Below are 15,392 nucleotides of genomic sequence, written 5' to 3'. Positions count from 1 at the left end.
CAAAGCTGGTCGTTATGACGCCGCTTTTGCGAGCACTTCTCGCATCAGGGTGATCGCATGATCGATGTGTTCCTTGGTCGTAACGACGGGGGGGGGCAAGAAACGAATCCGTGTCGGATTGCTTCCGCAGACAAATCCCAACAGTCCGGTTTCGAACATCGACATCATCATCGCTTTGGCCGCATCAAAGCTGCCATCGCCTGGCGTGAAAGCGATCATCATTCCCTCGCCGAAGGGGCCCGCGATCTGTTTCGGAGACTCCGCCGCGAGTACGGCGAGTTGGTCTTGGAAGTACTTCGAAAGCTGCATGTTCGTTCCGTCGCTGCCGAAACAACCCCGTTCTTCGAAGCGGTTCAGCGTTTCGATACCGGTCGCGATCGAACCTGTCGAACCGGTAAAGGTTTGGCTGAGGATCGGCCCGGTCGGTTTCATTTCGTCGCTGTAAAGCGTCGCGCAGACCTGTGTGACTTTGCCGACCGTCACAACATCCGCGTACTTGTCCAAGCCGTAATGCTGGAAAGCGAACGGTTGGCTGGTCCGTGAGAAGCTTTGAATTTCGTCAAAGATGATTGGCACGCCGGCGTCCTTAAGCGGTTCGCAAAGTGCGGCATAAAAATCATGACTGCCGGGATAGTATCCGCCTTCACCGGCAATCGGTTCGACCCAGAATGCCGCGTAGCGACCGGGATGACGCTTCAGCAACCGATGCAGTTCAGCGACCGCGCGTTTCTGGCTGCCTTCGGGATCATTGGCGTCGCGTGCCGGCAAGTAATCGACAGCGACAGTCACTGGCAATCCGGCGCGATAGTTTGGCCGATCGGTGACGGCGGCCATGGCAAGCGAACGTCCCGCAAATGCATTTTCGAATGCGATCACTCGGTCAGCGGGCGTCGCCTTATGCATCGCGATCTTGAGAGCGTTTTCATTGGCCATCGCACCGCTGGTGGTCAGCAGGCAATACGGCAGCGACGCGCCGCCTTGCTGGGCCAACCCGATCAGTTTTTCCATCATCACGACACTGGCCGGGTTTTGTTGCAAGTTGCCTTGCATCACCGTGTCTGCGATCGCGGCACTCACCGCTGCATCGATCATCCCCGGGTCACTGTGCCCTGTTCCATAGACGCCAATGCCGCCAATGAAGTCCAGCTTGACGCTGCCGTCAGCCAGCTCCACATAGGGGCCACGGCCGATACCGGAGGTCAAGTAGGGCCAGATCGGAGGGGCACCGCGTACGGCCGTCAAACGATCCAGCCAATCCGAGTAGCTGGCTTGCAACTCAGCTTGGGCCGGTCGGACCTGCAAACGCGCGGCGTGTTCCTCGACGGCTTCGCGGATTAAACGTTTGGCCTCAAGGATACGTTCATCTTGGCGAAGCGAATCGGCGACGGACACGGACGGTTCGGTAGCAGGTTGGCTCACTTGCGGCTCTCGGCGGATGCGATTGAAAGGTGGTTAGGGAATCAGAATTGATCCAAGTAATGTAACGAAAGTGCCCCAGCAGGTTCAGGGCGACTTGGCGAGCCAGAGTTGATCGGCGTGTTCCTGAGCGGAACTACCAAATTTCGGCTTCGCAGAGTTGCTTGGTGGCCGTTCCTGCCCAGTCTCGGTTGGCCGCCGGCGAAGCGGGGCTTGGGTGCAGGATTCGCGAAATTTTCGGCGGTTGGGGCAGACGCTCGGCAACGCGTTTCAGGCAGGCTTCTGCATAAGCCCCGACGCCGACCGCGTGATCGGGTGAAAGCGTCTTGAGCACCGACAACAGGTGAGCGTCGCAGACGGCATCCAGCGGCGTCCGTTCGGAAGCCGGCAATTTGTCCGGCGTCCGGTTACGGGCACTGCTTTCCATGAACACCAACGGACAGTAATTCAGCACGAAGTGCGTTTCGAAAAAAGCGTCGGGGGTGCCAAATTTTTCCTGGAACAGTCCCCACAGTCGTCGCCCGCTGACTTCACTGCGGCGACAAGCTAGCCCTTCGACGGGACGTTTTTCATGTTCAAGCGGTGGCTTGCCGATCGGTTGGTCGATCTGCATCCAATCACGAACGGCCGCGATTTCACCGAAGGGGACACCCGTTTGTGCCATGCCCCAGGGGCCGGGGTTCATCCCCAAAAACACGGTCTGGATAGTGTCACCCGCCAACGACAGGTAGGCCTCATGTGACTTTCGCGCGTAGGCCAGCGGGTTGTAGACATGGGTGACTGGCTCGGCAAACTCCAGTTGATCCACTGCCTTGGACAACTTGCGAGCTGCCGTAATGAGGGCCTTCGAACTCACCTGAAAACCTATGTTTAAACCGCCAAGTATTCTTCGATGGCTTCCGTTAAGACATCTTCATCAGGTTGTTGTTTTACCCAATGCGACAGGCAAGTCATCAGGACGCCGATCCGAATCTCCTCTCGCCCCCAAACGCTATACCCCAATTCGCGGATCGCTTCGTGATCGTTATCGCTTGACGCAAAGTCAATCACCAAGGTCCGATTCGATGCCCGAGGCCACTGATCGGGCTCAATCGACTCGGCGATGACAATCAAATCAGCTTGCTCGATCGCTTCGGGCGACGCCCAGCCGATCGGCGATTGATGCTGTTCGGCCGCGATGTCGTCTGGAATTGACGCTACCGGCGACCCAATTCGAAGCAACGATTTGACGGGCGGGAGACCACCGGATGGAGTCTCGGATTCGCCTTCGGCAAAAAATGCGCGAATCGCAATGTCTAGCCAGTGCCGGATCGCGTCGGCGGACTGGAATTGCTTTTCGCTAGGCTCATCGCGCCAAAACAAGTTGGCACCAGCCAAGGAATCAGCCCCGGCGACCAAGTTCTGGTCAAGTAGTAACCCGCGGAATCCCAGGATGACGGCACCTTCGATTGCTTCGCCCAATCGTTCCGGCGAAACGTCGCACGAAAACACTCGCCAGGGCAAATGCAGAGCGTCGAAAGCCCGCTCGAGTGCGAATTGCGCAGGGTTCCCCGCGATTGGATGTCCGAGTACCAGTACGACGGGCTCGGTAATGCCGTCCATGACGATCGTCAGTTCGAGGGAGAGATAAAGTGATTTCGCTGACCTAGTCTGACCAGCATCACCCCCACTTGGCAAGACCGTAGTTGTTTAACAAAAGGTTAGTCGTTCAGACTCCCCTCTGCAGATGTCATGGGCCGAATCCAAAATGAACCGGCGTTGCAAAGCTGTCTAGGCAATGATGTCATGCACGACGTTACCGTACACGTCGGTCAATCGAAAATCGCGACCGGCATAACGGTAGGTCAGTTGCTCGTGATCGAGCCCCATCAGGTGCAGCACCGTCGCGTGCCAGTCGTGGACATGGCACGGGTTCTCGACCGCTTCGAAACCGTGTTCGTCCGTCGCACCGTAGCTGAATCCGCCTTTGACCCCGCCGCCTGCCATCCACAACGTGTAGCCTTTGTTGTTGTGATTGCGGCCGTCGCCACTTTGTGCCGATGGGGTTCGCCCGAATTCGCCGCCCCAGATCACCAGCGTTTCGTCCAACATGTTGCGGGCTTTCAAATCGGCCAACAACGCGGCGATCGGCTTGTCACAGGCTTCCGCACGCGCCGCATGATCGGCGGTCAGCCGAGTGTGCTGGTCCCAGTTGCCGTGCGTGATTTCGATAAAGCGGACACCGGCTTCGGCAAATCGTCGTGCCAACAAACATTGTTTGCCAAACGTTTCCGTCGGTCCGCCGTCGGCACCATACGCTTTCAATGTCTTTGCGTTTTCGCCCGCAAGGTCCATCAGCGATGGCATCGCGTCTTGCATCCGAAATGCCAGTTCATACGACTGAATCACACCGTCCACATTGGATGTGTCACCGGCGGGCATCTGACTTTGGTTCAGCTTTTGAATCAGGTTTAATTGGCGGCGCTGCTCGCGATCGCTCAAGTTCGGATTGCGGATGTCAGGCACCGAGTCTTGAGTGCTGCCCGATCGACGTGCTAGTTGTGCAAACCGGCTGCCAGGACGACCGACTTTGGTGCCGCCATAAATTGCCGGCAGAAACGCGCTGCCATAGTTTCTGGAGTTGCCGACCGGAGGGCTGAGTGAGACGAACCCCGGCAAGCTTTCGTTCTCCGTTCCCAAGCCGTACAACGTCCACGCGCCAATCGATGGCCGCACGAACTGCGCCGTGCCGGTATGCATTTGTGTCATCGCCCCAGGATGCACTGGCTGGTCACAGTGCATCGACCGGATCAAGCACATCTCGTCGGCGTGTTCGGCGACTTGTGGAAACAGATCGGAAATCCAAAGCCCGCTTTCGCCGCGTTGGCGAAATTCCCATGGCGACTTCAGCAGCGCACCGCCGTACTTGCCGCGTTTACCGTGGTCCCGTTGCAAATCGGGTTTGTAGTCGAATGTATCAACATGTGACGGCCCGCCTTGCATGCACAAGAAGATCACCCGTTTCGCCTTGGCTGCGAAATGAGGCTGCTTTGGTGCCAATGGGCTGGTGGCGGTTGATTCCGCCGCGTGAGCCATTCCAGCCATCGCCATGTAACCAAAACCGGCCGACGAATGTTTCAGCAATTCACGTCGAGTTAGCATGATTCAAAGTCCAAACAGAAAAGGCAAAGGCGGCTAGTTCAGGTAACGGAATTCGGCGGCGGCAAACAACGCTTGGCAAAACGCAGACAAAGCTTCATCGTCATCAAGATCGGTGTTGCGAAAGAACTCGTACGATGCACGGCGTTCGTCATTGTTTGGCGATCGACCGTACGCCAGCATGAATGCCAAAACAATTTGATCCTTTCGCATCTTGGCTTCGTCATTCAAACGATCCGCAAACGACGCACTGAGTCGCAAGGTGATCGGATTGTTCATCATGAAGAGAGCTTGGTTGGGTGTGTTTGATGTCTCGCGAGTTCCACTGATCAGGCTCGGGTCGGCAAAGTCAAACACCTCCAGCGAACGCGGGACGAAATCACGAACAACAGGCAGATAAACGCTTCGCAAATTCGATTGTGGTTGATCCAGGGATTTGTCGTCTTGCGGCGTTGCAGAGGGTTGGCCGCGGCGGTTGCCCAATTCACGCAGACGGTCACGCGCCGCCAAGCGGTCTTGCGGAGTGCCTGAACGCAGTTGTTGCATCAAACGTCCTGCTTCTTCGCGATTCGACGTGAACGTCGTTTGAAACCGACGGCGGATCGCATCACGCGGATCTTCGAGCGATTCACCGCGAACACGTGTGAATCCAGCTTCGGCGACCAACGAACCGTTCGGGCGTTCGGTCTCCAGTTCACTGGCAACCGACAACATCGCGTCGCGGATCGACTCGGCTTCTAACCGTTTCACGTTGGCTCGCCAAAGTAGCCGGTTGTCAGGGTCCTTTTGATGGCTTTCGCTATCGAACGTTGATTGCATGCGATACGTTCGCGATGTCACCAGTTGCCGAACCATCGTTTTGATCGACCAGTCGGACCGTACAAATTCGATCGCCAAGTGATCGAGCAGTTCAGGATGTGAGGGTGGCATCCCCGTCGCCCCAAAGTCTTCGGTCGACGGCACGATGCCTTGACCAAACACGTGATGCCAAATGCGATTGACCATGACTCGCGCGGTCAGCGGATTTTCATCACTTGCGATCCACCGGGCCAATTCCAACCGGCCACTCGATCCAGGAGCGATTTTTAGCGGTTCATCACGCATTACAGTGGGTAAGTCACGCGGAACACGATCGGCCGGTTGATCGACTTCGCCGCGGACAAGCAGCGGTGCGTTGCCGACCGTTCGTTGATCTTGCACGCCCATGCAATAACTGCGTGGGTTTCCGTTGTCATCGACCACACTGATCTTGGCACCCAGTTCGGACAACTCGTTGTTCAGCCGCAACCGCATTTGTTGTGCAGTCGCATTGGGACGCCCACTGGATGTCCCGCCGCCGCGAATCGTAACGAGCTGTTCTTGTTTCGCTTGGATCTCGTCTTTGATCGATTGCAGCTCTGCCTTGGAATAGGCCTTGCCGATCGGGTTGGTGTCTTGCACTGGCAACAACAGCAGACTGCTGCGTTGGCGCTGTTGAACACCGGCGAAGTTTCCGAACTCCGATGGCGGGTTACCAAAGTACGTTTTGGTGCTGCGAAAGATTCCAGCTAAGGCGTAGTAATCGGTTTGGCGGATCGGGTCAAACTTATGATCGTGACAGCGAGCACAGGCGACCGAGGTTCCCAAGAATACTCGTGTGGTCGCATCGATCTGTTCGTCCGCCAAGTCGGCGGCAAACTGCATCGAACTCTGCTCATTCAGGTTCTTGGTGCCGATGGCAAGGAACCCCGTCGCGACTAAGTTCTCCGTCCATTGTTGGTCGGTTTCCGCCGGCATCAAATCACCGGCGATCTGTTGTTGGACAAACACATTGAACGGTTTGTCGTGGTTGAGTGAATCGATCACAAAGTCACGGTACCGCCACGCGTGAGGGAACGTCATGTTGACTTCGCGTCCGCTCGATTCGGCATACCGAGCAACATCCAGCCAATGCCTAGCCCAGTGTTCGCCGAAAGCGTCGGAATCTAACAATCGATCGGCAACGCGTTCGACAGCGGCGTCGGCGTCCGCAGCATAGGCGGTTTCGAACCAACGGACTTGTTCGGGTGTTGGGGGCAGGCCGACCAAGTCAAAGCACAGCCGGCGCAGCAGTGTCGCCGCATCGGTGTCTTCGGCCGGTGTCATGCCGGCCTTGGTCAGTTCGGCTTCGATGTATCGATCGATCGAACTTTTCGCCCATTGGCCCTGGGGCGGCATCTGGGACTTGGGCGGTTGGTAAGCCCAAAAGGTGTCTTTCGCCCGCGCGATGGTGTCTTCGCCAATCGACGACTGAGGCATCTGCACTGCTTCGGTCACACGTGGGTCCGGAGCCCCGTCCAGAATCCATTTTCGAAAGTCGGCGATTTCCGAGTCCGAAAGCTTGCGTTTCGGCGGCATCACAAAGTCTTGATGCGTGATCGCGGTGTACAGCAAACTGTTGTCGAGGTCACCCGGGATGACCGCCGCACCGCTGTCGCCACCCAGTAACGATGCCGCTTGGGTATCCAGCTTCAATCCGCCTTTGTTCTGTCCCGATTGCTCGCTGTGACAGCCATAGCATTCGCGAACCAGCACAGGGCGAATCTTGGATTCAAAGAACGTTAACTGTTCTGGTGTGACGGCATCATTCGTCGCCGCGTCCATCTCTTCGGCACGCGCACTGGAGGCGTTCCAGCCTAGCGCCGCGAAGCCGAGTACCAAACAAAACCGTGACGAGAAACGCATGCGATCTATCCCTCACATCAGGGGCAATCGAAGTTGCAGTCGTGTTTGGACACCAAGCCGTCGCCGCCTGAGTGGGTTGGCTTTCCCTTAACGACATTCAATTAGAAAAGGAGTGTACAGATTCAAACCCTACCTCAGAATGAAAGTTTCGCAGCTGTCCAAAAACGTTGCTGCGGCGAAACTGAAGCTCACAATTTCGCGAACCCCGCTAGCGATTGGTTTGTCCGAGTGGCACTCGGATTGAACGACTTTACTCAGGCGACACGGCCATGCTTGGCGACTATTTTCGATTGCCGCTTCCGGTTCGCATCCTTTGCTTCGGTTCATTTGTCAATCGAGCCGGATCGTTCGCGGTCATCTTCCTGTCGATCTACGCCAGCGAACAGTTGGGGTTTGGTGTCAGCTTCGCGACGTTGTGTATCGGCATGCTAGGAATCGGCGCGATGGCGGGGGCCTTGCTTGGCGGATTTCTCTCTGACCGCATCGGACGGTTGCCAGTCATGCTGCTGGCGCTCTTTGGCGGCGGTGTGTTGTTGCTGTTGCTCGGATCGATGACCCAGAAATTGCCCTTCGCGCTTTGCGTGTGTGCCTTCGCCTTGGTCAGCGATTTGTACCGTCCCGCCGCATCCGCCTTGATCGCCGATTTGACGCCGATCGACCGACGGACCCATTCATTCGCATTGATGTATATCTCGGTGAACTTGGGATTCGCGATCGCGCCACCACTGGGCGGAATTTTGGCCGGCTACAGTTTCAAGCTGCTGTTTTGGTTGGACGCGATCACGATGTGTGCGTACGGTTTGATCATTTGGTTTTGGATCAGCGAAGCACCGGTTCGAGATCGGGTCAGCGAAAGCGAACCGACGGAATCGATTGTGGTGCAGCGCGGGAACGTGCGGGAGTCGATCGGAATCATCATGAACGACGCAACGTTTCTGATGTTTTGCATGTCAACGTTGTTGATCGAGTTGGTCTTCGTCCAAGCCTTTTCGACGCTACCGCTTTACATCCGCCAAGTCGGATTCAGCAACTTGGAATTTGGGCTGTTGATGTCCATCAACGGAGTGCTGATCGTCTTGTTGCAGTTGCCGTTGACGCACTGGTTCACCCGTTACAACGCGATGAGCATTGTGACGTTGGGAGCGGTGTTGATCTCGCTCGGGTTTGGTGTCACCGGATTGGGCGGAAGCTTTGTGCTGATCGGGATCAGCATCAGTGTTTGGACGCTTGGCGAGATCTTGCAAGCACCGACGAAGCAATCGATCATTTCCAAGTTGGCGCCCGAGCATTGCCGCGGCGCATACATGGGATTATCGACGACCTGCTATGCGTTAGCGCTTGCAGTGGGGGCACCACTGGGCGGCGAAGTGTTGCAGCGACTGGGGCCGACAACATTGTGGGTTGCCAGCTGCATCCTTTCGGCAGTCGCTGTGTTGATCTACCTCGCGATTCATCCCCTCGTCACCCGTCGCGTGATGTCGTAGCGGATGTGATTGCTTTCGGGAGCCCGCTAAGTAAGCGGTTGAAGTTTGCGGCGGGCTCGGATTGCTAGGACTGGCTGTGCGACGACGGCTGACAGAATCATCACAGCACCGATGTAAAAATCGGGACCGAGGTACTGGTGGTCGCCGAAAAAGAGTGCACCCAAGGTGATGCCGTAAATCGGTTCCAAGTTGTTGGCAAAGTTGATCGTGAAGACCGATAGGCGATGCAGCAAACTGACATAGATGTGATAGGCCAGCAGCGTTCCGCCCAAGACGAGCATCCCGAGAAACAAGCCTTCACGCGGCGTCAACATCCAGCGGTCCGATGCCAACCCCAATCCAAATGCTTCACTGACTAGCAGCGTGGCGGCACACACGATCGCCGCGCCAGCCATCTCGTACATGACGATGCTCTGTTCGCTGGCTCGTGAAGCGAGTTGGCCGTTGGCAATCGAAAAGAGTGTTGCCAGGATCGCGCCGATCAATCCGACCGCAAGTCCGTAGTGGAACTGTGATTCGTGCCGGTAGATCGAATAGATCCCGGTCATCACCACCATCCCAAGGATCAGGTTGACCCATTGGAACCGACAGCTTTTCACGAGCAGTGGTTCTAACAGCGCGGTCCAAAACGAGATCGTCGCCATTGCGATCATACAGATCGAAACATTGGCGACCTTCACCGCCAAGAAGAAAAAGATCCAGTGCGTTCCCAAGACTGCACCGTTTAGCAGCAGCAACGCGGCAGTGGCGACAGGAAGCTTGGCGTGACGCCGTAAGAACACGAACAGCAATGCCGCGGCCAGGCTACTGCGGTAAAAGACGAGTTGCGTCGCGCTGAGTTCGATCAGGTTGCCAAGAATGGCAGTCGAACCCCACAGCAAGATCACAAAGTGCAATTTGAGGTAGTCGGACATGGTTGCCTGCGGCGGCCAAACGAGGCGCGAGTGCTTGGGTGGTCGACCGCTCGAAAGAAACGGAGCGGGTCGGTTTGTTCAGAAATCGTTGCTGAGGGTGACACCCAACGACCGTCCGGGTTCAGTGTCGCAACCAACAAGTCCAACAACGCGCTCTGGAGCGGCATTCTGATCGCAACAGGGACCGTGACAATGGGATTGGCGAAGCGTTCTGCTTTATTGGGGGCCATTACCCCAGTAGCTCAGACGCGACCGAATCGGCGAAGTGGATCCCCCGTTCGGTCAGTTTGAGTTTTCGTTCGGTGCGTTCGACCAATCCTTGGCGAAGCATTTGCTCGATCTCGTTCGCACAGAGCTGCCACAACTCCATTTCGTATTGTTGGCCGATGGCGTCCAAGTCGACGCCGTCGATCATGCGGACTCCAAACGCCGCAGCCTCACGGGCAGCTTGTTCGGTGGTCACCCGTTCCGACTCCGCCACCGGTGATTCACCCGATTCGAGTCGCTTCAAGTACGCGGTCGTACTGCGGTGGTTGACGTTTCGATACCCGTCCACATACGCCGCGGCACCGGGACCGGCGGCGTACCAGCCAAGTCCTCGCCAATAGCTCAAATTGTGTCGGCACGGAAACCCAGGCTTAGCGAAATTCGAGATCTCGTAGTGTTGCATTCCCGCCGCGGCGAAGTGCTCCCTGGCAAGATCGTACATGTGCAGTTCGACTTCTTCGGGTGATTCATGAAGCGTGCCCTTCAGCCGACGTGACCAAAACGACGTGCCTTTTTCAAAGGTCAACGCATAAGTCGACGCGTGTTTGATCGGAAGCGAAGTCGCGATGTTTAGATCATTTTGCCAGTCGTTAATCGATTCACCCGGTGCGGCGAAGATCAGATCCAGAGAAACGTTATCGATCACCTCCGCGACGGTTTCGATAATTCGACGGACCTGCTGTCCATCGTGACTGCGTTCCAGGATGGCGAGCTTTTCATCATTGAACGACTGAACGCCCAAGCTGACCCGATTAATGCCGTACTGATTCAGCAAGGCGAGTTTAGTCGCATCGATATCCTCGGGATTGGCTTCGACGCTCCATTCGAATCCGGGAGCTAGCCGGAATCGATCGGTGAGCATTTGGCACAGTCGCTGAAGCCGGGCCGGGTCGAGGTGGGTGGGGGTGCCACCGCCGATGAAGATCGTGTCCAGTTCGGGGGCCGAAGATAAGCCGGAGACGATTTGATCGAGTTCGATCTCGACGGCACCGAGAAAACGGTCCATCAGGTCATCGCGGCCGGCGATCACACTGAAATTGCAGTATCCACAACGGTGCCGGCAGAACGGCACGTGAACATAAATGGATCGACACAAGGGAGTGGTGAGCAGCGAAATCGAGAGCGGCAAGTGAGCCGCGGGGACGAGGCCTTGGTGTCTCGTCCAATACCGCAGGCGGCTTAGGTTCTATTGTCCCGATCGCAGCTTGTCAAAGTAGTCCTTGGCGTGCTCGCGTTCGGTCCGTGGCAGTTGTTGGTTTTCCAAGGGATCGCTCTCTTCGGAAAACGCGCTTTCCACGGCCCGTTTCAATTCTTCTCGGGTGACGCCTTTGCGGTTGGGGCCGTCGGCGAACCCGGTGATTTTCGCTTTGCCTTGGCGGACTTTACCACGGACTTGAGTTTCGTAAGTGCTGGTTTCGTCCTCTTCCTCGGGGCGGTCGCCTTGACCATTCCCTTCGCCCAAACCATTTCCGTTTCCGTTGCCATTGCCTTGCCCCATTCCCATCCCCTGGCATTGCTGGCAACCGGCGCCGCCACATTTGGTGCAGCGCATTTGGTCTTTCGATTGAGAGAGGTCGTTCATAGCGCTTTCGAGATCTTGCAGCTCGCTCATTTCTTGCTGCATGTCGCCAAGTTGATCGGCCATGTCTTGCAACGAGCTGGCGGCTTGATCGGCGTCACCATTTTGCATTGCTTGCGAAGCTTGGCCGAGTTTTTCGGCCATCTGTTGCATTTGCTGCATCTGTTGTTTCGATTGCTGCTGCATCTCGTTGAGCTGCTGCTGCATTTTTGCCGCGTCTTGCGATCGGCCTTCGCGTTTGGCTTGTTCGATTTGGTCGCGCAACTGTTGCTGTTTTTGCTTTTGTTCGTCGATCGCCTTTTGGAGCTGATTTTTGAGCTGATCAACCTGTTTTTTCAGTTCCTGTTTTTGTTGCTCGTCGAGCTTGCCATCTTTCATTTTCGAGGCGAGCTCACGCATGATTTTTTCAGCTTTGCCGAAGTCACCTTTGGCGATCGATTTGGCCGCTTCACCGGCCTCGCCTGATTGCAGAGATTGCATTTGGGACATCGCTTTTCGCAATTGGTCGTTAGACCCGAGTTGTTCGCGTCGGTCTTCGAGCTGTTTTTTCAGGTCGTTGAGCGCGATCATTGCCTCTTTGCGATCAATGTTTTTCTTCTCAGTGATCTGATTCAGATCCTTTTCCAGTTTGTCAAACAGGTCACGAGCTTCTTCCAGGCCCTTGGCGTCTGCTTTGCGTTTTTGCTGGGCGATGCGTTTTTTGAGCTGCAGCGACGCCCGTTTGATTTGTGCAGTGATCTCCGGATCGATGTCACGGCCAGCTTGGGCGACGTTGGTTGCCGGTTCGACCAAGACCAGGACCACCGCCAAGATGGGGGCGATCGCGAGTGGCAGCCATCCCAGTCGACTTGGCTTGTAGGCGAATTGTTCGGCGATTTTTAGTTTATCTGCACGCCGGTCGGCATCGGAAATGACCGCCAAACCGAATTCGCTTTCGCGGTCAGTGGCTGACATCGACAATGAACTGCTCAGCCGTTCGCCCAGAGCAAAACGCTTGTCGACTTCGAGCGCGACACGCTCTTGAGATGGTCGGGTGAACACTGCGTAGGCTGCTGCCGAAACCAACGCGGCGAGGATCGATCCTCCGATCCAGGCTTGGTTCCAGCGTTCCACATCGACATCCATCACTTGGATGCCCGGAAGGGCACAGGCGATCGTGGCAACCACCAAGGCAATGAACAGGGTGACGCAAATCGATCGGCCGAACGTGCCGAGGATAATACGCCGTTGGGCACGACGAACTTGAGATTCAATTCGATTCATAGCAGTAGCCTTGATGAAGGGACAGCCTACAATCCCAGTATAGGGAGTGTTTAGGATCGCCTGTTACCGCAATTTTTCCTTCACAATCGCGATTTCGCTCGAAAAGATGGCTTCTGTGACTACCGAAAACACGACGCTCGTTCGCGACGGCGAAGTTTTGCGCGGAGGGGAAGACGGTCTACCCGATCCCGACGCACGGAAAGACGCCGATGTGGTGATTTATGACGGCAATTGCCGGTTCTGTATTGCCCAGGTTAAAAATCTGCAACGATTGGATTGTTGTGGCAATCGGCTGAGCTTCCTTTCGCTGCACGACCCACGCGTCCACGAGCGATATCCGGATCTGACTCACGAGCAGATGATGGAACAAATGTATGTGGTCGACCAAAACGGAGGCCGACATGGCGGGGGAGACGCGGTTCGCTATTTGACCCGGCGTTTGCCGTTGCTGTGGATCGCCGCTCCGCTGTTGCATCTACCCGGGACCGCCGGCCTGTGGCGGTGGGGGTATCATCAAATCGCCAAACGGCGTTACAAAATCGCCGGGAAAAAATCAGACGCAGGATGCGACGGCGATGCCTGTTCGGTTCATTTCGGCGACTGACGCGTTCTGAGGTGGTTGCTGTCTGTGTTAAACTGCGGCCGTCACAACCTTTTGATCTGCTTCTCGCTTGCTCACGTCGAACGCTTCCATGAAGCTCCCTGAATACCTCGGTCCGTACCGCATTGGAGAATTGTTGGGCAAAGGCGGGATGGGAGCCGTTTACAAAGCCGAACATGCGAAATCGGGTGATACCGTCGCGGTCAAGCTGATTGCGTTGCAGATTTCTGATGAAATGCGTTTTCGGCGCCGCTTTGATGCCGAGATCAAGACGCTGAAATGTCTGAGCCATCCCAACATCGTCAAGTTAGTCGGTTTTGGCGAAGAACACGATTTGCTGTTCTATTCGATGGAGTACGTCGACGGACAATCGCTTCAAGACAAGATTCGTGCCGAGAAAAAAATCCACTGGACTCAAGCCTTGGACATCGCCATCCAGGTTTGTTCGGCCCTGAAACATGCCCACGACATCGGCGTGATCCACCGGGATCTCAAGCCAGCGAATTTGCTGATCAAAGGCGACGGCACCGTGAAGCTGGTCGACTTCGGAATCAGCAAACTGTTCGGCAACAACTTGACGGCGGCCGGTTCGATCATGGGGACGGCCGACTACATGGCCCCCGAACAGGCCACCGAAGGCGGAACGACGATTCGCTCGGATTTGTATTCGCTCGGTTGTGTGATCTACGCAATGCTGTGCGGAAGGCCTCCGTTTCGTGGCAAGAATATCACCGAGGTCATCGAAGCGGTGAAGCACAAAGACCACGTCCCGCTGGACATGGTGGATCCCGAGTTGCCGGACGATATCGTCCAGTTGGTCAATGAGCTGCTTCAAAAGTCACCTGCCGATCGGCCGCCCACTGCTCTCGCGGTGATGAACCGACTTAAAGCGATGCGTTCCGGGCTGCAACGCATGGCCACAATGGCGGATACTCCGTCGACAGGACAGCCGTCATCCGATGCCCCGATGTCGGACACTCGCGTGTCGGAGCCGCCCGAAAGCAAAACAAATCACACGGATCCGGCCAAGACCGTCGCTCGCGACGACAAGACACGGCCCGATGACACGGTGCAGTTCAATTCGGACGATTTTGCATCCAAAGGCACGGAAGCGACGTGGGTGAATCCGTCTGCCAAAACATTGCGATCTGATCAAGACGCCGGTGGAAAAACGATTCCTTCAACGACGCCCCCTTCTGCCGCCGCCGGGGCCGTTGCTAGTGGTCATTCGGTCGATTTCTCGCTGGCGGATCCGCCCGGGCTGGATACATCGATCGGAACAGAATCGAAAACACATTTTCAAACCGTCTCTGATTCCGAAGGACAAGGCGGAACCTATCGTGAAACGCATCCATCCGAAGAACACTTCTCCGCCCGATACCTGTCGATCGGTCTAATCGTGATTGCTTTGGCGGTCGGAGGTTACATCCTGCTGACTCAACTGGGGCACCCTTCGCCGGATGATTTGATCACAAAGATCGAGGCGATTTCGGATGACGAATCACTTGAATTAAAGAACGAGTTAGAACGATTCGTGAAGCTCTATCCGGAGCACCCGCAAGCCGATTTCTTTCGTGACCGATTGATGGTCTATCAAGTCAATGCGGCCGTGAAACGATTGAAGCTTCGTGCAAAGCTTCGCACCGACGAAGGACCACTCTACGAAACCTCATTCTTGCAAGCGATGGACTTACGTGACAGCGATCCGAGTGAAGCAAGGAAACAGTTGCAGCACTGGATCGATGTCTTTCAAGAGTCCGCCCAAGCCGACCAGACGCAGCGCGAACTCGGCCAACTGGCCGCGTTCGAAATTGAGCGACTCGATGCGGCAACGAAGGACTCAAGTCTGCGTCGCGATGATCCCAAACTGGCGGAGTTGAGCGACCGGATCGACGAGGCCGAGAAGCTTGCCCCCGAAGAACAACGCCGCCTGCTGGAAGGGATATTAAATCTCTATCACGGTCAGACCTGGGCCGAGCCGGCATTGGAGCGTGCGAGGGAATTGTTAAAGCAGTCGTCTTAATCGA

11 protein-coding genes are annotated in these 15,392 nt (G+C 56.1%); 3 read left to right on the top strand and 8 right to left on the bottom strand.

Features of this window, described 5'->3' with window-relative positions; genetic code table 11:
• Positions 1-12 precede the first annotated feature (12 nt).
• The 5 genes from CGZ80_RS08715 to CGZ80_RS08695 form a co-directional block, all read right to left on the bottom strand.
• Entirely contained in the window at positions 13-1,419 is a 1,407-nt protein-coding gene (locus CGZ80_RS08715) for an aminotransferase class III-fold pyridoxal phosphate-dependent enzyme (RefSeq protein ID WP_233148314.1), read from the bottom strand.
• A 133-nt stretch (positions 1,420-1,552) separates the two neighbouring features.
• A complete protein-coding gene (locus CGZ80_RS08710; protein ID WP_233148313.1) occupies positions 1,553-2,272 on the bottom strand; it encodes a single-stranded DNA-binding protein in 720 nt (239 codons plus the stop codon).
• Positions 2,273-2,286: 14 nt separating this feature from the next.
• A complete protein-coding gene (locus CGZ80_RS08705) occupies positions 2,287-3,018 on the bottom strand; it encodes a hypothetical protein (RefSeq protein ID WP_094413391.1) in 732 nt (243 codons plus the stop codon).
• Positions 3,019-3,186: 168 nt separating this feature from the next.
• On the bottom strand, positions 3,187-4,557 hold the full coding sequence (locus CGZ80_RS08700; protein ID WP_094413389.1) for a DUF1501 domain-containing protein: 1,371 nt from the start codon (positions 4,555-4,557) through the stop codon (positions 3,187-3,189).
• A gap of 33 nt (positions 4,558-4,590) precedes the next feature.
• A complete protein-coding gene (locus tag CGZ80_RS08695; protein WP_233148312.1) occupies positions 4,591-7,257 on the bottom strand; it encodes a PSD1 and planctomycete cytochrome C domain-containing protein in 2,667 nt (888 codons plus the stop codon).
• A 269-nt stretch (positions 7,258-7,526) separates the two neighbouring features.
• Here CGZ80_RS08695 and CGZ80_RS08690 point away from each other — a divergent pair, with 269 nt between their 5' ends.
• Positions 7,527-8,741 (top strand): MDR family MFS transporter, encoded by a 1,215-nt coding sequence (locus CGZ80_RS08690; RefSeq protein ID WP_094413387.1) that lies wholly within the window; start codon positions 7,527-7,529, stop codon positions 8,739-8,741.
• Between the two features lie 26 nt (positions 8,742-8,767).
• On the opposite strand, the gene CGZ80_RS08685 is transcribed toward CGZ80_RS08690, so the two are convergent.
• From CGZ80_RS08685 to CGZ80_RS08670, 3 genes are all read right to left on the bottom strand, one after another.
• On the bottom strand, positions 8,768-9,655 hold the full coding sequence (locus CGZ80_RS08685; protein ID WP_094413385.1) for a DMT family transporter: 888 nt from the start codon (positions 9,653-9,655) through the stop codon (positions 8,768-8,770).
• A gap of 229 nt (positions 9,656-9,884) precedes the next feature.
• On the bottom strand, positions 9,885-11,018 hold the full coding sequence (hemW, locus tag CGZ80_RS08675; protein ID WP_255407701.1) for a radical SAM family heme chaperone HemW: 1,134 nt from the start codon (positions 11,016-11,018) through the stop codon (positions 9,885-9,887).
• Between the two features lie 90 nt (positions 11,019-11,108).
• A complete protein-coding gene (locus CGZ80_RS08670) occupies positions 11,109-12,764 on the bottom strand; it encodes a hypothetical protein (RefSeq protein WP_094413381.1) in 1,656 nt (551 codons plus the stop codon).
• A gap of 106 nt (positions 12,765-12,870) precedes the next feature.
• On the opposite strand from CGZ80_RS08670, the gene CGZ80_RS08665 reads away from it, so the two are divergent.
• Both CGZ80_RS08665 and CGZ80_RS08660 read left to right on the top strand, forming a co-directional pair.
• Complete coding sequence (locus CGZ80_RS08665; RefSeq protein ID WP_094413379.1) at positions 12,871-13,368, top strand: thiol-disulfide oxidoreductase DCC family protein; 498 nt, start codon at positions 12,871-12,873, stop codon at positions 13,366-13,368.
• An 88-nt stretch (positions 13,369-13,456) separates the two neighbouring features.
• Complete coding sequence (locus CGZ80_RS08660) at positions 13,457-15,388, top strand: serine/threonine-protein kinase (protein WP_094413377.1); 1,932 nt, start codon at positions 13,457-13,459, stop codon at positions 15,386-15,388.
• Positions 15,389-15,392 lie beyond the last annotated feature (4 nt).

Origin of the sequence: Rhodopirellula sp. MGV, from assembly GCF_002251265.1 — a bacterium.
Lineage (GTDB): Bacteria > Planctomycetota > Planctomycetia > Pirellulales > Pirellulaceae > Stieleria > Stieleria baltica_A.
This window is presented reverse-complemented; position numbering and strand designations above follow the sequence as displayed.